We start from the raw sequence: 17,347 nt of genomic DNA on the forward strand, positions 1-17,347 counted from the left end.
ACCGTCGCCTGATCTCACTCGTTGGCTTCCATTCGTGCTCGCACGTCAGAGCTTCAACCGGCGCACACGTCGTTGCACTGGAGACCGCTGACAGCAGATTCCTTCAATCGCCGGACCGGTCAGAGTGCCCCGTCTGTGCTGGTTGGGGTCGCACTCTGCCTCCGGTATGAATCGAGAAGCAGTGTCTTGGATTCGAAGGAAATGAGACGGCCGTCCTGATGCATTGCTGGTCGCGGTTGCTGCCCTGTACCGGCGTTTCGATCGATTCGCGCACGTGTGCGAGGAGCACCGCGACGAGGATCGTCGAGGTCCGCTCGTTGACCCCACCTGTGGGCACGGCGGAGGATTTTCTTCATGACGCACGATGAAGAGTTGCTGCACATCGACCAAGTCATCGACCGCCTCGATACGCGGTTCCCGGACCTGCCCCGGGAGAGCATCGAACAGGTGGTGCGTTCGGCGCACGAGCACTTCGCGACCGGGAAGGTGCGGGACTTCGTTCCGCTTCTGGTCGAGCGGCTCGCCCGAGAGAAACTTCAGGGGCTGGTCCCCGTCGTCCCGGTCGTCCCCGTCGAGCCCGTGGCGGCGCCGAAGGCCGGTGCCGAGGTGATGGGCTCTGAGGTGGCCGGTTCCGAGGTGATCGCACGTCGCAGGTCGTGGGCGGGCTGGCTGCGGGGCTGGTACCCGGACACCCGGATGTCGATCGCCGCAGTGGTTCCGGAATAGGTGTTTCCCGGCTCGGATCGGACCTGATCGTCCGATCCGGATCACCGGTCCTCGAGGTCGTGTCCGTCGCTGAAGACGAGCCGACCCTCGTCCAACGCGACAGCCCACCGCCGAACGGGCGCCCAGTCCCGGCCCAGGTGAGCGTTGGCGGCGACCTCGTCGCAGTAGTCCTCGACCACCGTGCCGGGTAGCCGGTCGAGATGGTTGTCGCCGGCACCGCCGCGGAACCACACCTTCGAGCCGACCGTGAATCGGCCTGGTGCGCTGCTGTTCGGCTGGTCGGGCACGGCTGTCATTCTTCCATGGAAGAGGCTCGCCGGTCGCCTGGCCGCCACCACGTTCGTGGGGCGGTGCACCCCCACTTCCCGGGTCGGGGACGAATCCGGCTCCGGACGAGGATGTGGCTCTGCCATGGGGCAGTGCGCACCGCGGCTCCCCCTGACAAAGGGGGTTCTGGTCCATTAAAAAAACAAGAGGCTGGCTCATGGTTCGGATGTGACAACGACGGGCATCGCAACAATGTGGCCGAAGAGTCGCAGGGCGGGTACCGATGGAGAGGAGACCCTGATGGGGGTTCCGGGAGTGTCGCGCGGACGATCAAAGGTGTACTGGGAACATCAGGTGGCGATCGAAGCGCGCGGCCCCGAGTTCATCGTGCGTGCCGAATCGACGACGTCCAATGAACAGGCGTCGATCAGTGGCGACTACCCGTCTGCTCGGTCCGGCCGAGGCGCCGACACCGCACCCGGGGATCAACGCGACTGATCCGGCCCACTCAGTCGCCGTGGGTGGTCGGCCACGCCTCCACCGCAGCTTCAGAGGCCCTGCCATGGCCGGGGCAACCAGGTCACGTCACGGCCGGGATTCCCCGCGAGAAGGACTGATTTCCCCGGGAGGGGGTATTCGCAGGTAGCGTGCCGCCGAGCCCGAGTGTCTCGGACAGCCGGGTAATCCAGAGCGAGAGGGAATCCGGGACGATGCGGGAACAATTCGACGAACAGCTCGAGGAGCTCAGGGAGGATCTGGTCGAGCTGTGTGCCTTGACCGTGGCCGCGATCGATTGCGCTACCCGGGCCTTGCTCGAGACCGACCTGACCGCCGCCGACCGGGCCGCCGAGGTCAACACGGACATCGACACCCGGAGTCGGGAGCTCGATCATCGCGCGCTCACGCTGATCGCGCGTCAGCAACCGGTGGCGCAGGATCTGCGGGCCCTGATCGGTGGCATGCACAACATCGCGGACCTGCGGCGGATGGGCAGCCTGGCGGCGCACATCGCCGAGGTGGCGCGGCTGCACCACCCCGAGCCGGTCGTTCCCTTCGAGCTGCGGGGCATCATCTCGGACATGGGCGCCGCGGCGACGGCGCAGGCCGCGGCGGCCCGGGAGGTCCTGCGGACCCGAGACGAGGCGGCGGCGTTGGACCTGATCTGGGCGGACGAGCGGACCGACGAGCTGCTCCGCAAATTGTTCGCCGCCACCAAGGGCGACGACTGGCTGTACGGGGCCGCGTCCGCGGTGAACATCACGCTGCTGGGCCGGTTCTATGAACGGTTCTGCGATCACACCGTCGAGATCAGTCGCCGCGTCATCTTCGTGATCACCGGAGAATTTCCCGACGAATGACTATTCGGGCTGGTGGGTCCTCAGGTCGGGTTCGTGCCGGGTGTCGCCGGTGGCCGGGTCGGCGTGGCCCATCCGCTCGAGGTGGGCCTTGATCCATTCGGTGGTGTTCCTTCGCGCGGGGTATTCGACCGGTATGTCGGTCATGGTTTGCCTTCCGTCGTTGATCGGTGCGATCGGAACGCGGGGACCATTGACCCGCCGCCGATCGCTGTGGTCGAGGTGGGCGGGCGCGGGCGATCAATACCGTACCGGCGGTGAGGAATCCGGTGGTGGTCACCGCGATCAGGATCATCGCCGGTGTGGTCAGGGCGCCGATCCCGAATACCAGCGCGGCCCCGGACACCGCACCCAACGCCAGGCAGGCCGCACCCGCCGTCACGGTCACGAGCCCGGCCACGCTTACCTGCCCGATCCGGTAGCGGGCACGCACCGCGGCTGTGCGGGTCGCGGATGTGGTGGGCCGGTGGGGTGGTCGGTGCTGCGGGCGGCCCGTCACTGGACGCGGGGATCGTTCTCGGCGCCGGGACGGGGAAGCAGCCGCCCACCGGTGAGGTCCTCGACCTCGACGGCGAGGTCGGTCGTGGACAGGTGCCTGTCCGGGCGAGGGTGCGGGATGCGCTCAGCGGGTGGGTGTCGGGGCGAAAGATTCGTCATCAGCGGGTGACCATCCGGTTGATGTGCTGGGTGCGCCACCATCGTATGCGGCGTGGAGCAACCACCGCGTTTCCGGGAAGTGAGGTCGTCGTGACTTCTCGGGGCGGGGTGGACGACCCGACCACCATCGATCCTGCGATGGTCGAGCAGCGTTGCGGCGTGGGGCGGTGTCGTCGTCCTCGGCGGCGGTGTCGCTCCCGGAATGGGGGGCACTTCAGTCCCGGTAGGTCGGGGCGGGTGGATCGGGGGGCGGGCCGAGCGCGGTCAACCATCGTCGGTAGAGGGTCGTCCACGTCCCGTCCGTGCGCATCCGCTCGAGGGTGCCGTTCACCCGGCGCACCAGGTCGGTGTTGGTCTTGTTGATCCCGATGCCGTATGGCTCGAATTCCAGTGCGGGACCGACGATCTCGAATGTCGGGTCCTGGGCGGCGAGGCCCTCGAGGATGGTGTCGTCGCTGCTGGCGGCGTCGGCCTGACGCTGTTGGAGGACCACCAGGCAGTCGGCCCGGTCGGGGACCGCGACGATCGTGGCCTGCGGTTGAACCCGCCGGATGGTGTCGAGGGAGGTGGTGTCGGCGGCGGCGCACACGCGTGTGCCGGCCAGGTCTGCGGGCCCGGAGATCGGCGACCCCTCCGGCACCAGCAGGCGTTGGTGGGCCTCGAGGTAGGCGGTGGAGAACGCCACCCGCTCGGCCCGCGCACAGGTGATGGTGGTGGTCTGCGCGACGATGTCCACCTCGTTCTTCTCGAGTGCGTCGAAGCGGCCGCCGGGGGTGAGGGGCCGGAATTCGACCTTGTCCGGGTCGCCGAGGAGGTCGCGTGCGACCTCCCTCGCCAGGTCCACGTCGAAGCCGGTGAGGGTGTCGGTGGTGGGGTCACGGAAACTGAACAGGTTGGTGTCCTGGCCGACCCCGACGATCAGCCGGCCGCGGGCGAGGATGTCGGCGACCAACCGTCCGGGCCGGTCGCCAGTCGGGACGGGTGGGGCCGGGCGCAGGCTGGCCAGCGCGCCGCAGGTGGACGGCGCCGGTGGCTCCGCGGGGGCGATGCCCGGCGGTGGGATGATCTGCGTTCCGGTCGGCAGGGACAGCTGCGTGTAGTCACCGGTGACGGCGGGTGTCACGGATTCGGGGGCCGTGCACCCGGCGAGGACGCCCGCGGTGGCCAGGAGTGCGCCGGCGACGCGACGAGCGCGGGATGTTCGACGCCCGGGGTCAGGCCCTGGGCGCGGGCCGATCCCGGTCCCCTTTTCCAGTGCGCGCCGGGGCATCAGTGGTACTCGTTCAGCCGGGGCCAGATGCCCCCGCCGACGGCGAACCCGCAGAGCACGCCGATCACGAGTGCCCCCACGGGCAGCAGCGACGTGACGCGATACGCGTCGTCGACGGCATCGCGTTCCTCGCCCCGCAACGTCTCGATCGCCGACCGCAACGCCCCATCGAGTGCGGCGAACCGGGCGGTGGACGCGTCGCCGCCGGGGCCGACGGCGAGGGCGGCCGCCCCCGGATAGTCCCCGTTCCCGAGCCGCTCCTGCAGCACCGTGTGGGTGTCCCGCCAGCCGCCGAGCGCCGCGGCGGCGTCGGCGACCGGAGCGTCGGCCACCCCACCTCGAGAAGTGTTCCGGTGTTGGGCGAGGATCTCGGACAGCACGACCGAATGCCGCGAGAAGTCGACCTCGGATTGGGGGTCCGCCCCGCGCCGCAGCATGCCGAGCACTTCGTCCGCCCGCGCCTGCTGCGCCAGGATCCGGGCCGCCGCGAGCGCGCTCAGCGGTTGCGTCCCCGCGCTCCGGGCGCGCTCGACCGCCGACGCGGACACCAGCACCGCCGCCGCCGACCACACCAGCAGCCCGACCATCAGCAGCGTGGCCACGACCAGGCCGGGGTTGACCAGTCGCCGGCTCTTGCGTGCCAGGTACACCTGCGCCAGCATCAGTGCGAGCACAGGGGACATCGTCACCGCGAACGCGACCACCGGCAGCCGAGCGGTGCGGGTCTGCGTGGTGGCCACCGATTTCCACTGCTCGGTGCACAGCCGGTGCGCCAGCGGCAGGATGGTGCCCTGCATCATGGACGAGGCGTTACCGAGGTAGGTGAGTCCAACCGGGTTTCCGGAGCGGTCGTTGGCGCGGGCGGTGGCGATCAGGCTGGTGTACTCGGCGAAGCGCCTCGACACCTCGGACAGCAGGCCGACCGTTTCCGCGTCCGCCGCGGAGACGCCGGTCGAGGCGGTCACCAACGCGTTGGACGCGTCCCCGACGGCCTGGTTGTAGCGCTCGCGTACCGCGACCGGCTCGGTCCCGCCGAAGAGGAACGACGTCGTCGCGGCGGCGTCGGCGATCGACAGCGAACTGTAGAGGCTCTGGGCGGCGTCGGCGAGGGGCTCCGTGTGCGTCCGCAGGGTGTCGATCTCCCGCTGACGCGCGTCGGTGACCACTGACGTCACCACGCCCGCCGCCAGCGCGGCCGCGACGAGGACCACCGCCAGCACCGACAGCCGGCCCGGGGTGGACGCGAGAAGATCCCGCCAGGGTGGGCGGCGGGACTCGGGTTCGACGAGCATCGACTCGTCCAGTTCGTGCAGCTCGGGAGCGACGGTGTTGCCACGTTGGAACATCTGATGCCCTCCTCCCCGCACCGATACCGAGCGTTCGCTGCGGTGCGATCAGATCATCAGCGCGATTCAGTGCGGATGGTCGTTCGGCGTGTCGTCCGTGATGGCCCAGCCGCCGGCCACCAGGTGGGCGCGGACCCGCTCGACGTCGGCGTCGAGGGGGATCTCGTTGGTGACCTTGGTGATCATCGTCTGGATGTCGGTCTTGCCGATCGGGAGGTCGCCCTGGTCGACGAGTGCGGTGGTGATGTCGCGGACCTCGTCGTCGGACAGGCGCCGGCGGAGCAGGGCGATCAGCGGGATGTAGTCGGTCTCCGGGACGCCCTGTGGATACCCGGCGCGGAGCCAGCCGATGATGCTGGCCAACAATGGAGGCAGGGCCTTTGCGAGCGGGGTTTTCTCCGCGAGCGGCGCCTCGAGGGGCCAGCCGCCCGCGGCGAGGCGGGAGGCGACCCGGGTGATGTCGTCCTCACCGGGGTGTTCGTGGATCAGGTGGGCGATGGCGTCCTCGATCTCGGCGCGGTCGATCCTGCCGTCCTCGAGGGCATGCCCGTCCGGCGCCGACAGTTCGTCGACGATCTCGCCGACCTCGGTCTCGGTGAGGTGGCGGTGCAGGACGGCGAACAGCGCGACGTAGTCCTCCCGGGGCACCCCGTGGGGATAGCCGCCGCGAACCCAGGCCAGGACCTTCGCCGGGACTGAGGTGATCGATGTCCGATGCACGACGGGTCGTCCTTTCTGCGCGTCAGAAGAGGTGGATCCCGAAATCGTGGGCGAGGAAGTCCTTCATGATGAACAGGATTCCGGCGACGATCGCGACGAGGATCACCGCGAAGCAGGCCACCCCGGCGAACAGAGCGGCCGGTGTGCGGGTGGCGCCGTTTCCGTCCGCGGTCGTCGTGGCCCCCGGCGACAGGAACCGGATTCCGAGCGCAAAGATGGCGGGCAGGCCGGCGCCGAAGAGCAGGCCGATGAGCACGACCTGCCAGAGCGAGTTCACGGTGTCCAGGAACAGATCCACGATGCCACCCCTCTCAGAGCTGGGTCGAGTGCGGAGTGGTCGAGTCCGGGGTGGGGGTCTTGGTCTTCTCGGACGGCGGGGTCAGGCCACCGTCCCACTCCTCGTTCACGTTCGAGGTGTCGATCGGGTTCCGCCGCGAGCGCAGGTACATGGCGCCTGCGGCCACCAGGAGCAGCGCGAACACGACGAGAACACCGGGCAGTCCGCCGATGACGTCGGCGATCAGCCAGCACACCGCCCCGACCACGGCGGCGGAGGGAAGGGTGAACAACCACGCGACTGCCATGCGTCCGGCGACGCCCCACCGGACCTCCGCGCCGGACTTGCCGATCCCGGTGCCGAGGATGGATCCGGTGGCGACCTGGGTGGTCGAGAGCGGGAGGCCGAAGTGGCTGGAGGTGAGGATGATCGCGGCCGAGGACGCCTCGGCGGCCATCCCCTGGGGCGAGGCGATCTCGACCAAACCCTTCCCGAGGGTGCGGATGATCCGCCAGCCGCCGAGGTAGGTGCCCAGGGCGATCGCGAGGGCGCACGAGAGTTTCACCCAGAACGGCATCGCGGTGTCGGCGGTGATGCTGCCGTACGCCACCAGCGCCAGGAAGATGATGCCCATCGTCTTCTGGGCGTCGTTGGTGCCGTGCGCGAGTGAGACCAGCGAGGCCGACCCGATCTGTCCCCAACGGAAGCCTTGTTCCTTGGCGTTTTCCTCGACGCCGGCGGTGATGCGGTAGATCAGCCAGGTGCCGGTGGCGGCCACCAGGCACGTGACCACCGGTGCGAGCACCGCCGGAACGAGGATCTTGCTCAGCACCCCCGACCACTCGACGCCCCCCATGCCGAGGGCGGCGATGGTCGCCCCGATCAGGCCGCCGAACAGGGCGTGCGACGAACTCGACGGGATGCCGAGCAGCCAGGTCAGCAGGTTCCACAAGATGCCGCCGACGAGGCCGGCGAAGACGATGATCAGCAGCGCCTGCCCGCCGGTGTCGCCGAGGTTGACGATGCCCTTGGCGACCGTCGCGGCGACCTCGACCGACAGGAACGCGCCCACCAGGTTGAGAATCGCGGACAGTGTCACCGCCACCTTGGGTGTGAGTGCGCCGGTGGCGATCGAGGTGGCCATGGCGTTGGCGGTGTCGTGGAAACCGTTGGTGAAATCGAAACCCAGTGCGGTGACGACCACGATGAGAAGAACGACAAATTCTGCGTTCACTACTCCAGCCTGGTCGGAACCGTCCCGGCGAACCACCCCCCGCCTGGGTGTTCATGGTTTGTTCAACCCCCGTTTCCGCTCGGGACACGCAGCCACCGAGATCGAGAGCGCAGGCTTTGGGGTATGAACGCTGCGGAGGAAGCGCGCCAGCTGTCGCAGGTCGCGGCACGGTTGCTGAACACGTTCCCGGCCGCATCGCGGGAGGCGGTCGGGACCGCGGTGGGGGAGGCGGTCGCCCAGTTTGCGGGATGCCCGATTCGGGATTTCGTTCCGTTGCTCGTCGAGCGTGCGGCGACCGCGAAGCTCGGCTCGTTGCTCGCGGCATGACTTTCGACGCGATGGCGGAGGACTCGGACGTGGCGCAGGCGCGGATCTTCTTGGGCCACCTGGACGCGGAGATCGACATCGTCGCGGCGCGTAGCGAGACCGTCGACGCTCTCGCCGAGCACGCCCGCAGGGCCCACCGGCCGACCGACCGGCTGCGGAGGCCGCGGCCCTGCGAGCCGAGCTGTACGAGGTGCACCGACTCGTCGATGCGAGCGTGTTCCGGTTTCCCGAGGTGATGACCCGCGACGCATCAGCACTGGGCTGACCACACCCGGAATGGTGCCCGGTCACTTGCCATCGGCCCTGCGGGGCCGTGCGAGGAACCCGCCACCCTGCCTCCCCGCGGATGGCGGGTTCCGTTGTTCGCCCGTGCCCGCGCTCCACAGCGAAGACTCCCGCTGCGGGAACGGTGGTGCGGTGTCTTCGCCGAATGTCGGCGAAGACACCGCCCTCGTCGACACCGTGACGGTGGGCCAGGCACGCGCGTAGCGGCATGCCTTCGCTCGGCGGATCTGCCGAACACGGTGGCACCGTCGAGCACCGTGGTTGCGGTGCTCGACGGCGGCACTGTGGGGTTCAGGTGTTGTTCGCCGTCCGCGGGGTGGCGTTGCGGGCTTCGATGGCCTTGACGGTGTTGTCGAACGGCTTTCCCAGGACGCGGGTGCCGAAGACGCCGAGCACGGCCCCGAGCGCTCGTCCCTTGAGGTTCTTGCCGTCGCGGACCACGACGGCGTCGACGTCGGTGGTTCCATCGGGCATCGGGGTGAGGGTGTAGGTGTGGCCGGAGTTTCCGCCCCACAGGTTGGAGTCGGTGGTGGTCATGACTACACGGTGGGGGTCGGTCCAGTCGTAGTGCAGGCGTTCCCAGGCCCCGCCGGAGCCCTCGGTGACGTCGGCGTGGTCGGTGCCGAGTTCGTGCACCTGCAGGTAGTCGTCGGCGCTGTTACCGAAGATCGCCTGGCGGCCGGGCCCGAAGTCGGTGAGCGCGTCGAGGAATTGTTCCGGGGTGGCGGTGGTGGTCTGGTGGAGGTGGATCGTGGACATGGTGTTCTCCTTGCTGGGTGGGGCAGCGTGAGGGGTAGACAGGTGGGTATTGAGGGCAGTCAGACGGGCAGCTCCGTCCCGGCCTGTTCGGCGACCATGTAGGCGGCGTACCAGTGGGGCCAGTTCGGATCCTCTGCCCCGGTGCGCTTCTCGTGTTCGCCGTGAGCGATCGCGGCGCGAATCAGCGCACTGGTCAGGTCGGCGGTACTGCCGAATGTTGTTGCCGTGGTGGTGACCGCCTCGGTGGGGCGGGTTTCGGTGGTGCTCATGGTTTCCTTCTCGCGGGTCTCAAAAGCGGGGTATGTCGGCTGCGAGGCTGTCAGCTCGCTGGTGGGGAGCGCTGTGCGCTCTTCGGCTCCCCTGGGGGGGTGGGGCGGCCGGGCTGCGCTACATCGGGGTGCTGCTGTTCCAGCCGACCAGGATTTGGTCGAGCACGATGGTTTCGGCGCGCCGGTCCTGCCGCTGGTCCCGCTGGCGGTCGTGCTGACGTTGCTGCTGCACGTCGTTGTCGCGGTCGAGCGGGTTGTCGTGGGTGACCGCGGCGGCGACGGGCTGTGCAGGGGCCGGTGCGGCGGTGGCGGCGTTCGCGGCGGCGACCGGGACGAGGCCGACTGCGATGGTTGCGGCGGCGACGGCGGCCAGGCGCTTCCAGGAGGAGGTGCTGGTGGCGGAGCGGGTGTTCCGGTGAAGCTGTGTGGTGCTCATGGCGGGTGGTCCTAATCCGAGTGCCGCGGGCCCAGCGTCTGCGGCTACTCGAACGGTGTCCGGAAGGGCCGGAAGCGTTACGCCGACCAACCTCGGGGCTGCTGTGACGTGCGTCACTACCGGAGCGGCTACTGCGGCGGATCGGGACGACCACCCCGGAGCGATTCGACGACGCCACTGATCGGCCAATCGTCATCAGGGACCGAATCGTCCTGTGCACGTGCGGAAGCGGTCACTTCGCCCACGCCGACCGACGGACTCATCAAGACTAAAACTCGCGGCGCCCGGATTCGCCGATGTTGACCAGCGTCCAGTCAGGGAGACCAGCATGAGTTCAACAGGCAAGACCGTCGTTCTCGTTCATGGGGGTTTTGTGGACGGATCCGGCTGGAGGGCCGTCTACGACGCACTCAAGAAGGACGGATTCGGCGTGCGTGTCGTGCAGAATCCGACGAAATCGCTCGCGGACGACGCCGCCACGACACGACAGGTCATCGACGACGTCGACGGCCCCGTGATCCTCGTGGGGCACTCCTACGGAGGAGCCGTCATCACCGAGGCGGGTACGCACCCCAACGTCGCCGCCCTCGTCTACATCACGGCTTTCGCGCCCGACACGGGTGAGTCCGTGAACACCCTCCTCGGCGGCTTTCCGCAGGACGGACCCCAGCCCCCGATACTGCCGCCACGAGACGGCAACCTCTTCCTCGACCGGGCGAAATTCCACGACTCGTTCGCCGCGGACGTGCCCGCCGCACAAGCGGCGTTCCTGGCCGACTCCCAGGTTCCGTGGGGTCTCGACGCCCTCGGCGGCACCATCAGCGAGGCCGCCTGGCGCGTCAAGCCGAGTTGGTATCTGCACGTCACCGAGGACCGGATGATCCCACCCGCCGCACAGGCGTCGATGGCCGAGCGGATCGGCGCGACCGTGATCGAGACACCCGGAAGCCACGCCGTGTACGTGTCGCGACCCGACGTCGTCGCAGACATCATCCGGCGCGCAGCATCGGCAGCCGACGAATAGGTGCCGACCTCACACCCCGAGGGACCACACGATCCACCGAACGCCTGATCAGAGTGGTCAGGACAGCTCAGTGCGGGACAGAAGATGGTGCGCGGAACCATCGGACGAGGTACCTGTCGGTCACCGAAGTCCGGATGTGTGCCTCAGGTATTCGGTGAACCCTCCGGCCAATTATCCGTCCCACTTCCGGTATATCGCCTGCCGGACAAGAGCCCTTCAGTCGAGAGCACGCGTGGTTCCGCAGGCAGCATCGGACACCGACCCTCCCCGGCCCGACCGGTGCGCGCGGCGTGACGAAAATTCCAGGTCACGGGACAGTTTTCTGCGATCGTCAGCCCATGTTGACGGCCGACTCGGGGATCGACCTGGTGGTTATCACGGTGAACAGTTGCGCGATCACGTCGTTTTCGACGATCGCGACGTCGTACCCAGAGATCAGTGGCTCACTCGATCCGGCGTCCGCTGCTCGATCAAGCGGGAAGATGTCAAAGGCCAGCAGGCCCAGGTTGGCGGTCTGGTAGACCGGACCAGATTGTACGAACGTCAAGCCCGACAACGGACCATCGAGCAGTTCCTGCGCCCTCTCATGTAGTCGGTCTTGGCCGATGACCGTCCCCTCAGGGTCCGACCAGCGGACGTCGGGGGCATAGTTTCGGCGTACCACCATCAGGCGCCGCTGCGGGTCACGTTCGTTGAACACCGCCAGCAGGTTCTCCTCCATCAACCGAACGATGTTCTCGCTCAACGCGCTTTTTCTCCCTCGTACCGGGGCATGACTGCCGGGTTCCACATGCGGACGACGCCGTGCGGGTTACTCCACGTGGATGTGGGTGTCGTGGAGTTCGGTGACCGCGGCGTCGAGGATCCCGGTGAGCGAGTGCGCCGGGTTCCCGCACCACTCCCATGGCCCGGCGAAGGGATCGGGGTCGTGCCAGGCCTGGCAGTACCAGCCGGGGAGCAGTTGATCGTGGGTGTCGGCGTCGTCGCCGTCGAGGATGTCGGTGAGCACCTCGAGGACCGTTTCGTAGAAGTCCTCCTCGACGAGCACATCACCGGCAGTGAATGCGGTATCGGCGATCACGGTGGCCAGGTGCCGCGACAACCGAGCAATGGTGTCCCCTTGGGCGACGAGCATGGTGAGGACTTCTGCGCTGCCCTCTTCGTCGGAGGCCAGATCCTGTTCCATTTCGATGTGGTGCACGATCATTTCGTGGCATTGGGCCAAGGCGGCCGTCGTCTTCGCGGCCGTCGCCATTGGGATGCGCACCCACGACACCTCGGCGATGTCGACGTCCGCGGTGACATCGATCGCTATCCCGCCGGCAACCAGGTCCGCCCACGCCGGAACGGCGTCGGGGTTGATCGTCAGTTGGGCGTCGCGCTCACTGATGCCGGCGATCGCGGCGACCGTGGCGGCGTTGCTGTCGATGAACACCGCCAGTATCTCGTCCGGGTAGTGCACGCCGCGGGCGGCGAGTTCGGTCGCCAACAGCGACACGTACCGGGCCGACCACGACTTCTCCCGTTGCTGCTCCGCCATGCCCCCTAGTGTGCCGAACCCGGGGCCGCAACTTTGTTGAACGCGCCCAAAACCCAAACCCACGGCTCCCGCTGCTCGGACAACCCGGCTCTCAGTGACGTACACCGCCCTTGAACCTCCCTTGGCCCGCCCGATGAATGGTTCCCGACCAACGAGGTCGGCAAGTCCGGGAAACCGCTCAAGCAGCCGTACTACATCCACCCGACCGAGAGCTGCATTCTCCCGCTCGCCGGCATCTTCGACTTCTGGCGCAACCCCGACCTTCCCGAGGAGGACCGGGACGCCTGGCTGGTCACGTTTTCGGTGATCACCACCAATTCGACCGACGACGTGGGACATATTTCACGATCGGAGCCGATGAGTGTGGCGGCTTCTCAGGTCTTCACCGATCGACAGCAGCCGTGACCCGGCAAAACCACTCATGACATGGGCGGGGCTGCTCGGCGCGTTCGACGTCCCAGGTCTGCGTGTCGGTTACATCGGGGCGGCCGGCTGGTGCTCCGTTCGTGGGGACCGGATCGGGGAGGCGTCGAGTGCGCGGGTGGCGGCTCGTTCGACCAGGAGCGGGACGAAGTCCCGGATCGGGCATCCGTCGAACCGGTGGAGCGCGGTGTCGATCGTCTCGTCGACCACGTAGGGGTGGAGATCCGGGTTCCGCCGGTACAGGCGGGCCCGGATGGCGTCGATGTGCTGGGCTTCGCTGACGTCCACACCGAAAATTCTCGTCCTCCACCCACCGGAAGGCGATCCTTTTCCCGGGATTTCACCCGAGGAGGACACCGGCGGAGCTGCCCGAACGGTGTGTGTGCGGGGTTGACGCGGTGGCCGCCGATGCGCACGATACGGACTGGACCGCAGCGGCGCAGTCTTTGTCCGAGACCCCGTGCGGCACGTACCTTCTGCCGCGCCGAGCAGGAGAAACGAGCCGATGACCCCGATCGCGCACGATCCCGACACGGCCCAGGCCGAGGTTTTTCTGTCCCTGCTACTGGCCGAGACCGCCGGCCTCCTCGTTCACATCGAGTACGCACAGACCCAGGTCGAACAGCTTGCCCCCACCGATCGTGACCTCGAGCGGCATTGGCGGGCCGAGGAACGCGCGTTACGCACCCGACTTCACCAGGCGCAGGTGCTGGTCGACCGGCTGCTGGTCCGGTTCCCGGTGCTGGTGGACCGTCCACGTGCGCCCGCATCCGACCGGTGGGCGGGGTGATCATCGCGGATTTCTGGTGGCCTGATCCAGGCGTGCCAGCGCGAGCGTCGCGGCCGTCGGTGCCAGGCCGATCCGCGGCCACTCGGCGGTGAGGGTCACCGACCGTACCGGCGTCGGGGTGTCGATCCAGTACTGCGGCTCGGTGCGGTACGTGCACAGTCCGGCCGTGCACGCCTGCAGATCCGGGCGCGCGAGGTACGGGTCCGCGACGGCGATCCGGTCCGTCCCCGCCGACACGTCGAGGTAGGACCACCGCGCCGACCGATCCGCCGGGTCGGTCAGCGTCCGGGTCTCACGGTGGGCCCGCTGGGCCGGGGTGCCGGTGGCGGTGAGCGCCAGGTACACCGCGAGCCCGCTGCCGAATGCGACGATCCGCCCCAGCTCCAGCGTCACCTGCGGATCGGCGGCCAGCACGCGGTGACCGTGCACCCGGACGCCCCCGCACGGGGGCGGAGGGTTCGCCGGCCAGCGTCGTCGATGCACAGCCTGATCGTGCACCCACCACGGTGGTCGCAGCAACGGATGAAACCTGTGAATATCCTGAGGGCCTGCGGAAACACCGATTGCGGGGACGCCGAACACCCTTTCCGGGCTCTACACTTTGTGCTGACATATCACGGTGATGGGGAGGGCGGTCATGGAGCAGAACACCCGAGGTGACTCCGGCGCGGACCAGGACGTGCACCTGTCCGCCGACGACCTGGCGGGCGTGGTCGAAGCACTCACCGGCGAGCGCGTGACCCTCGACCCGCACAGACGCGACCCGCACAGGACAAGCAAGCCGGGTCCCCGCGGCGGGCGCCGGGTTGACCCGCTCCAAGTCCTCGACCCGGACCGATCCGGGGATCTATATCCAGGCGATTCCCCTGTAGGAGGGATGCCGGAGGCCTCCTCGGGAGTGGTCGCGGGAGTCCACCTCCACCCGGTGACCGGACGGAGCCACCGGACACCGGGGTGCTCCTCCCCGGTCGGTGACTGCTCGGTGAACGGACTGTCGGACCGCTCGAGTAGGCGGAACTCCTCCCGGAGCTGACGGTGACCTATCCCCCCACCAGTTGCCCGGCCCGGAGCCGACCTGAGTCAGCGGGCCTCTTCGACGTACGAGGCCAGGTTGGCCAGCGAGGAGGCGATCCCGGCCTCGTGTGCCGCTTGGGTCGATGCCAGGTGGCACGTCCGTGGCGGTGACGGTCACCTCGGTCCCGTCACCAGTGGCAGTGAGGTGCCAGGTCATCGTCATGGTGCCCGCGTACGACGGGTCGTCAGCGTCGAACACCGCCCGCTGCACCACGCGCTCCGGTGGCGCGGTCGGCGAATCCGACATCGACGACATCCGTCGCAGCCGAAGTCTTGCCGGGGCTGTCGGCGGGGTCGAGGTAGGTCAGACCATCCGGAACCCGCCACCGGGGCGGGGATCCCACCGCTCGACCCGCCCGTGCATGCCGTCCGGCGGCAACCAGGCCTCGAGGGACTCCCGGTCGAGGAGGGCGCCGTAGACGGTCGCCGGTGGTGCCGCGATCACCCGGCTGGCGCGGTCGGTCCTGTCCAACTCGGCGTCTCCGCCATCATTCATCGACACCGGTGGTCACACGTAGTGGCGCGCCCCTATCGTGCTTTTGCCGCACTGTGGAATTCGTCAACGAGAGTAGATTTCACCATCGGGCGGGCTTCACCGGACACTTCACCCAGCGTCCACGAAGGCAGCTCTACCCGTGTTCGCGGAGTTCTCCGGCAGTTACACGCCGTGGCTAGCCTTGCCACACGAGCCAATAGGGAGCGTGAGTGTGGAGTTCAGGCATCTCGTCTCATTCATCACCATCGCCGAGGAATTGCATTTCGGACGGGCCGCGGCACGGCTGCACCTGACCCAGCCCTCGCTCAGCGCGCAACTGCAGAAGCTGGAGAAGTCCCTCGGGGTCCGGCTGGTCGCGCGAACCTCGCACGAGGTGAAATTGACGTCGGCGGGCAGGGAATTCGAGGCTCAGGCCAGGCTGATCGTCGCCCAGATGGACAAGGCCGCGCGGATCGCGAAGGCGACCGCGGACGGTCGCTCGGGAACTCTCAACGTCGGCTACAACATGCCGGCCAGCCGACATGTCCTGCCGTCGGTCCTCGCCAAAATGAGTGCCGAGCACCCGGACATCGTGGTCTCGTTGTGGGAGAAGCGAACCGGGCCGCAGCTCGCGGACCTCGCGGACGGCGCCCTCGACATCGCCCTGGTGTACGGGCATCCCCGCACCGCGGATTTCCGCTACCACCTGGTCCTGCGGAAGATTCCCCTGGTGGCGGTCGTCGGCAAGGGACACAGCTGGGCGGCCCGGCCGGCGGTGCCGTTCGCCGAGCTGGCGTCGCAGGAGTGTGTGATGTTCTCCCGCGAGCAGTGCCCGGCGATGTACGACTCGATCTTCGGTGCCGCCGCCGCCAGCAGGATCTCGCTCGATGTCGCGCAGACCGCAGACGATCCGGGCGCGACCGCGCACATGGTGTCGGTCAAGCCGTTGGTCGGGTTCGCGTCGCTTGCGCGCGCCGGTTCGGGAGGGCTCGGCGCGATGGGCGCGGATTCGGTGGCGGTGAAACTGGTCGATCCGGTTCCGACGATCGATTTGTATGCGGTCTGGCGGACCGTCGAGGTGAATCCGGCGGTGTTCTCGTTCCTCGACTGTATCGACCATTCCGAGGAAGCGAACCGCACCGAACGCGGGTTGGTCGCGATCTGACTCCGGCGGCCCGGACATTCGAGGACGCTGCACCCGCGGGCAGTGGTCCTGGGGCAGTCCGGGGCTTACCCGTCGTGGGAATGATGATCTGCTCTCTGCCGTCGATGGCAGAGAGCAGAGTGTCGGGCTCTGCTTCTTGTGATCCAGGACGGCGGGCCGCCGGAATTGCTCCGACCGCCCTCCGCAACCCGGCACCCGGCACCCGGCCGTGCGGCTACCTCAAACCTAGTTGAGTTTCTGCGGCACACCGTAGGTCATGACGGTGTCGCCGTTTTCGGTGACGGCCTTGGCGTACGGGCGGATGGTGACCGCTCCGATGGCGCCGGAGATGGACCCGTGTACGCCCTGCATCCGCACCAGCGCCTCGGGTCCGTCGAACTCCTGGTCCTCGAGCAGCGGGACCTCGGTGATCCCGCCCGGCTCGAGGTCGATGTCCAGCTCCTGCGACGGGATGATGTCACCGGCCAGCTCGGCGTTGGTCCCCGCACTCAGATCGAGGGTGAAGTCGGGGACGAGCCCCAGGTCGATGCCGGTGTCCGACCCGATCGCGAACCCGAGGCCGGGCGAGTTGAGGACGATGGTCGCACCGGCCAGCGCGATCGGGTAGCCGATCTGGTAGCCGACGGTGAGCTTGGTTCCCTCGAAGTCGGCGGCGTCGGGTCCGCTGATGTTGACCGCGGCGTAGCCGTTGTGGAAGAACTCGACGCTGGTCGGTACCCCGTCGAGGGGCGGGACGGCCTGGTACTGGGTGTCGCCCTGCAGGACCTCGATGCGGTTGCCGTCCACGTCGATGACGGAGCTGGAGTTGTCGATTCCGGCCGAGGCGGTGCCGTTGCCCATTACCACCGCGAGCGCGGCGACCCCTGCGACCGCGATCGTGCGGGTGAAGCTTCTGTATTTGCGAGTTGTGCCGATGCCTGTCATGCCG

Annotated in this window: 26 protein-coding genes and 3 pseudogenes; 11 read left to right on the forward strand and 18 right to left on the reverse strand. The window is 68.2% G+C overall.

The annotated features are described in order from the left end of the window. The first annotated feature begins 354 nt into the window (after nt 1-354). Entirely contained in the window at nt 355-726 is a 372-nt protein-coding gene (locus tag ACFWAY_RS36000; RefSeq protein WP_378513869.1) for a three-helix bundle dimerization domain-containing protein, read from the forward strand. A gap of 41 nt (nt 727-767) precedes the next feature. Here the strand turns inward: ACFWAY_RS36000 and ACFWAY_RS36005 are convergent, their stop codons facing one another. Next, nucleotides 768-1,013: a hypothetical protein gene (locus ACFWAY_RS36005; RefSeq protein WP_378513907.1), complete on the reverse strand. Its 246-nt coding sequence runs from the start codon at nt 1,011-1,013 to the stop codon at nt 768-770. A gap of 280 nt (nt 1,014-1,293) precedes the next feature. Here ACFWAY_RS36005 and ACFWAY_RS36010 point away from each other — a divergent pair, with 280 nt between their 5' ends. Together ACFWAY_RS36010 and phoU are read left to right on the forward strand one after the other, a co-directional pair. Beyond that, complete coding sequence (locus ACFWAY_RS36010) at nt 1,294-1,491, forward strand: hypothetical protein (protein ID WP_378513870.1); 198 nt, start codon at nt 1,294-1,296, stop codon at nt 1,489-1,491. 212 nt (nt 1,492-1,703) lie between these two features. Continuing rightward, nucleotides 1,704-2,351: a phosphate signaling complex protein PhoU gene (gene phoU / locus ACFWAY_RS36015; RefSeq protein WP_378513871.1), complete on the forward strand. Its 648-nt coding sequence runs from the start codon at nt 1,704-1,706 to the stop codon at nt 2,349-2,351. On the opposite strand, the gene ACFWAY_RS36020 is transcribed toward phoU, so the two are convergent. Further along, a complete protein-coding gene (locus ACFWAY_RS36020; RefSeq protein WP_378513872.1) occupies nt 2,352-2,495 on the reverse strand; it encodes a hypothetical protein in 144 nt (47 codons plus the stop codon). It abuts the gene before it with no gap. Nucleotides 2,496-2,605: 110 nt separating this feature from the next. Between ACFWAY_RS36020 and ACFWAY_RS36025 the strand changes: the two genes are divergently transcribed. Continuing rightward, a complete protein-coding gene (locus ACFWAY_RS36025; protein ID WP_378513873.1) occupies nt 2,606-2,770 on the forward strand; it encodes a hypothetical protein in 165 nt (54 codons plus the stop codon). Between the two features lie 73 nt (nt 2,771-2,843). Here ACFWAY_RS36025 and ACFWAY_RS36030 read toward each other — a convergent pair whose 3' ends face one another. The 7 genes and pseudogenes from ACFWAY_RS36030 to ACFWAY_RS36060 form a co-directional block, all read right to left on the reverse strand. Next, on the reverse strand, nt 2,844-3,005 hold the full coding sequence (locus ACFWAY_RS36030; protein ID WP_378513874.1) for a hypothetical protein: 162 nt from the start codon (nt 3,003-3,005) through the stop codon (nt 2,844-2,846). 214 nt (nt 3,006-3,219) lie between these two features. Further along, nucleotides 3,220-4,275 carry a glutamate ABC transporter substrate-binding protein gene (locus tag ACFWAY_RS36035; protein ID WP_378513875.1) on the reverse strand — a complete coding sequence of 352 codons (1,056 nt, stop codon included), beginning with the start codon at nt 4,273-4,275 and terminating at the stop codon, nt 3,220-3,222. Next, nucleotides 4,275-5,621: a hypothetical protein gene (locus ACFWAY_RS36040; protein WP_378513876.1), complete on the reverse strand. Its 1,347-nt coding sequence runs from the start codon at nt 5,619-5,621 to the stop codon at nt 4,275-4,277. The genes ACFWAY_RS36035 and ACFWAY_RS36040 overlap by 1 nt, the downstream gene beginning before the upstream one ends. 66 nt (nt 5,622-5,687) lie before the next feature. Continuing rightward, the gene (locus ACFWAY_RS36045) at nt 5,688-5,996 is read right to left on the reverse strand and encodes a DUF3349 domain-containing protein (protein WP_378513908.1); all 309 of its coding nucleotides are present in this window, start codon (nt 5,994-5,996) and stop codon (nt 5,688-5,690) included. Between the two features lie 48 nt (nt 5,997-6,044). Next, nucleotides 6,045-6,341: pseudogene (locus tag ACFWAY_RS36050) on the reverse strand (DUF3349 domain-containing protein); the annotation flags it as partial. A gap of 22 nt (nt 6,342-6,363) precedes the next feature. After that, a complete protein-coding gene (locus ACFWAY_RS36055; protein ID WP_378513877.1) occupies nt 6,364-6,639 on the reverse strand; it encodes a hypothetical protein in 276 nt (91 codons plus the stop codon). A 13-nt stretch (nt 6,640-6,652) separates the two neighbouring features. Then, nucleotides 6,653-7,852 (reverse strand): anion permease, encoded by a 1,200-nt coding sequence (locus tag ACFWAY_RS36060; protein WP_378513878.1) that lies wholly within the window; start codon nt 7,850-7,852, stop codon nt 6,653-6,655. Between the two features lie 123 nt (nt 7,853-7,975). On the opposite strand from ACFWAY_RS36060, the gene ACFWAY_RS36065 reads away from it, so the two are divergent. Together ACFWAY_RS36065 and ACFWAY_RS36070 are read left to right on the forward strand one after the other, a co-directional pair. Next, complete coding sequence (locus ACFWAY_RS36065) at nt 7,976-8,179, forward strand: three-helix bundle dimerization domain-containing protein (protein WP_276143614.1); 204 nt, start codon at nt 7,976-7,978, stop codon at nt 8,177-8,179. Then, complete coding sequence (locus tag ACFWAY_RS36070) at nt 8,176-8,415, forward strand: hypothetical protein (RefSeq protein ID WP_378513879.1); 240 nt, start codon at nt 8,176-8,178, stop codon at nt 8,413-8,415. Before ACFWAY_RS36065 ends, ACFWAY_RS36070 begins: the two co-directional genes overlap by 4 nt. Nucleotides 8,416-8,755: 340 nt before the next feature. On the opposite strand, the gene ACFWAY_RS36075 is transcribed toward ACFWAY_RS36070, so the two are convergent. From ACFWAY_RS36075 to ACFWAY_RS36085, 3 genes are all read right to left on the reverse strand, one after another. Next, a complete protein-coding gene (locus ACFWAY_RS36075) occupies nt 8,756-9,223 on the reverse strand; it encodes a hypothetical protein (protein ID WP_378513880.1) in 468 nt (155 codons plus the stop codon). 59 nt (nt 9,224-9,282) lie between these two features. Continuing rightward, the gene (locus ACFWAY_RS36080; protein ID WP_378513881.1) at nt 9,283-9,492 is read right to left on the reverse strand and encodes a glyoxalase; all 210 of its coding nucleotides are present in this window, start codon (nt 9,490-9,492) and stop codon (nt 9,283-9,285) included. A gap of 118 nt (nt 9,493-9,610) precedes the next feature. Next, nucleotides 9,611-9,928 carry a hypothetical protein gene (locus ACFWAY_RS36085; RefSeq protein WP_378513882.1) on the reverse strand — a complete coding sequence of 106 codons (318 nt, stop codon included), beginning with the start codon at nt 9,926-9,928 and terminating at the stop codon, nt 9,611-9,613. Nucleotides 9,929-10,256: 328 nt separating this feature from the next. Here ACFWAY_RS36085 and ACFWAY_RS36090 point away from each other — a divergent pair, with 328 nt between their 5' ends. Next, entirely contained in the window at nt 10,257-10,952 is a 696-nt protein-coding gene (locus ACFWAY_RS36090) for an alpha/beta fold hydrolase (protein WP_378513883.1), read from the forward strand. Between the two features lie 331 nt (nt 10,953-11,283). Here the strand turns inward: ACFWAY_RS36090 and ACFWAY_RS36095 are convergent, their stop codons facing one another. Together ACFWAY_RS36095 and ACFWAY_RS36100 are read right to left on the reverse strand one after the other, a co-directional pair. Further along, on the reverse strand, nt 11,284-11,673 hold the full coding sequence (locus tag ACFWAY_RS36095; RefSeq protein ID WP_378513884.1) for a nuclear transport factor 2 family protein: 390 nt from the start codon (nt 11,671-11,673) through the stop codon (nt 11,284-11,286). A gap of 90 nt (nt 11,674-11,763) precedes the next feature. Further along, nucleotides 11,764-12,492, reverse strand: coding sequence for a hypothetical protein (locus ACFWAY_RS36100; RefSeq protein ID WP_378513885.1), 729 nt, complete (start codon nt 12,490-12,492; stop codon nt 11,764-11,766). Between the two features lie 177 nt (nt 12,493-12,669). On the opposite strand from ACFWAY_RS36100, the pseudogene ACFWAY_RS36105 reads away from it, so the two are divergent. Next, nucleotides 12,670-12,897, forward strand: a pseudogene (locus ACFWAY_RS36105) (SOS response-associated peptidase family protein); the annotation flags it as partial. 69 nt (nt 12,898-12,966) lie between these two features. Here the strand turns inward: ACFWAY_RS36105 and ACFWAY_RS36110 are convergent. After that, nucleotides 12,967-13,203: a three-helix bundle dimerization domain-containing protein gene (locus tag ACFWAY_RS36110; protein WP_378513886.1), complete on the reverse strand. Its 237-nt coding sequence runs from the start codon at nt 13,201-13,203 to the stop codon at nt 12,967-12,969. Between the two features lie 217 nt (nt 13,204-13,420). Here ACFWAY_RS36110 and ACFWAY_RS36115 point away from each other — a divergent pair, with 217 nt between their 5' ends. After that, the gene (locus tag ACFWAY_RS36115) at nt 13,421-13,705 is read left to right on the forward strand and encodes a hypothetical protein (RefSeq protein ID WP_378513887.1); all 285 of its coding nucleotides are present in this window, start codon (nt 13,421-13,423) and stop codon (nt 13,703-13,705) included. Here ACFWAY_RS36115 and ACFWAY_RS36120 read toward each other — a convergent pair whose 3' ends face one another. Further along, entirely contained in the window at nt 13,706-14,119 is a 414-nt protein-coding gene (locus ACFWAY_RS36120; protein ID WP_378513888.1) for a serine/threonine protein kinase, read from the reverse strand. A 223-nt stretch (nt 14,120-14,342) separates the two neighbouring features. Here ACFWAY_RS36120 and ACFWAY_RS36125 point away from each other — a divergent pair, with 223 nt between their 5' ends. Next, a complete protein-coding gene (locus ACFWAY_RS36125) occupies nt 14,343-14,738 on the forward strand; it encodes a hypothetical protein (RefSeq protein ID WP_378513910.1) in 396 nt (131 codons plus the stop codon). A 180-nt stretch (nt 14,739-14,918) separates the two neighbouring features. On the opposite strand, the pseudogene ACFWAY_RS36130 reads toward ACFWAY_RS36125, so the two are convergent. Continuing rightward, nucleotides 14,919-15,275, reverse strand: a pseudogene (locus ACFWAY_RS36130) (SRPBCC domain-containing protein); the annotation flags it as partial. A gap of 211 nt (nt 15,276-15,486) precedes the next feature. Here ACFWAY_RS36130 and ACFWAY_RS36135 point away from each other — a divergent pair. Further along, complete coding sequence (locus ACFWAY_RS36135) at nt 15,487-16,419, forward strand: LysR family transcriptional regulator (protein ID WP_378513889.1); 933 nt, start codon at nt 15,487-15,489, stop codon at nt 16,417-16,419. A gap of 225 nt (nt 16,420-16,644) precedes the next feature. On the opposite strand, the gene ACFWAY_RS36140 is transcribed toward ACFWAY_RS36135, so the two are convergent. Beyond that, a complete protein-coding gene (locus tag ACFWAY_RS36140) occupies nt 16,645-17,343 on the reverse strand; it encodes an MspA family porin (RefSeq protein ID WP_378513890.1) in 699 nt (232 codons plus the stop codon). Nucleotides 17,344-17,347 lie beyond the last annotated feature (4 nt).

The organism is Rhodococcus sp. NPDC059968 (assembly GCF_042738615.1).
In the GTDB taxonomy this organism is placed as follows: domain Bacteria; phylum Actinomycetota; class Actinomycetes; order Mycobacteriales; family Mycobacteriaceae; genus Rhodococcus_F.

Coding starts and splice junctions, on each gene's coding strand:
- ACFWAY_RS36000 (WP_378513869.1), top strand. CDS start 355: ATGACGCACGATGAAGAGTTGCTGCACATCGACCAAGTCATCGACCGC.
- ACFWAY_RS36010 (WP_378513870.1), top strand. CDS start 1,294: ATGGGGGTTCCGGGAGTGTCGCGCGGACGATCAAAGGTGTACTGGGAA.
- phoU (WP_378513871.1), top strand. CDS start 1,704: ATGCGGGAACAATTCGACGAACAGCTCGAGGAGCTCAGGGAGGATCTG.
- ACFWAY_RS36020 (WP_378513872.1), bottom strand. CDS start 2,495: ATGACCGACATACCGGTCGAATACCCCGCGCGAAGGAACACCACCGAA.
- ACFWAY_RS36030 (WP_378513874.1), bottom strand. CDS start 3,005: ATGACGAATCTTTCGCCCCGACACCCACCCGCTGAGCGCATCCCGCAC.
- ACFWAY_RS36035 (WP_378513875.1), bottom strand. CDS start 4,275: ATGCCCCGGCGCGCACTGGAAAAGGGGACCGGGATCGGCCCGCGCCCA.
- ACFWAY_RS36040 (WP_378513876.1), bottom strand. CDS start 5,621: ATGTTCCAACGTGGCAACACCGTCGCTCCCGAGCTGCACGAACTGGAC.
- ACFWAY_RS36065 (WP_276143614.1), top strand. CDS start 7,976: ATGAACGCTGCGGAGGAAGCGCGCCAGCTGTCGCAGGTCGCGGCACGG.
- ACFWAY_RS36070 (WP_378513879.1), top strand. CDS start 8,176: ATGACTTTCGACGCGATGGCGGAGGACTCGGACGTGGCGCAGGCGCGG.
- ACFWAY_RS36075 (WP_378513880.1), bottom strand. CDS start 9,223: ATGTCCACGATCCACCTCCACCAGACCACCACCGCCACCCCGGAACAA.
- ACFWAY_RS36080 (WP_378513881.1), bottom strand. CDS start 9,492: ATGAGCACCACCGAAACCCGCCCCACCGAGGCGGTCACCACCACGGCA.
- ACFWAY_RS36085 (WP_378513882.1), bottom strand. CDS start 9,928: ATGAGCACCACACAGCTTCACCGGAACACCCGCTCCGCCACCAGCACC.
- ACFWAY_RS36090 (WP_378513883.1), top strand. CDS start 10,257: ATGAGTTCAACAGGCAAGACCGTCGTTCTCGTTCATGGGGGTTTTGTG.
- ACFWAY_RS36095 (WP_378513884.1), bottom strand. CDS start 11,673: ATGGAGGAGAACCTGCTGGCGGTGTTCAACGAACGTGACCCGCAGCGG.
- ACFWAY_RS36100 (WP_378513885.1), bottom strand. CDS start 12,492: ATGGCGGAGCAGCAACGGGAGAAGTCGTGGTCGGCCCGGTACGTGTCG.
- ACFWAY_RS36115 (WP_378513887.1), top strand. CDS start 13,421: ATGACCCCGATCGCGCACGATCCCGACACGGCCCAGGCCGAGGTTTTT.
- ACFWAY_RS36125 (WP_378513910.1), top strand. CDS start 14,343: ATGGAGCAGAACACCCGAGGTGACTCCGGCGCGGACCAGGACGTGCAC.
- ACFWAY_RS36140 (WP_378513890.1), bottom strand. CDS start 17,343: ATGACAGGCATCGGCACAACTCGCAAATACAGAAGCTTCACCCGCACG.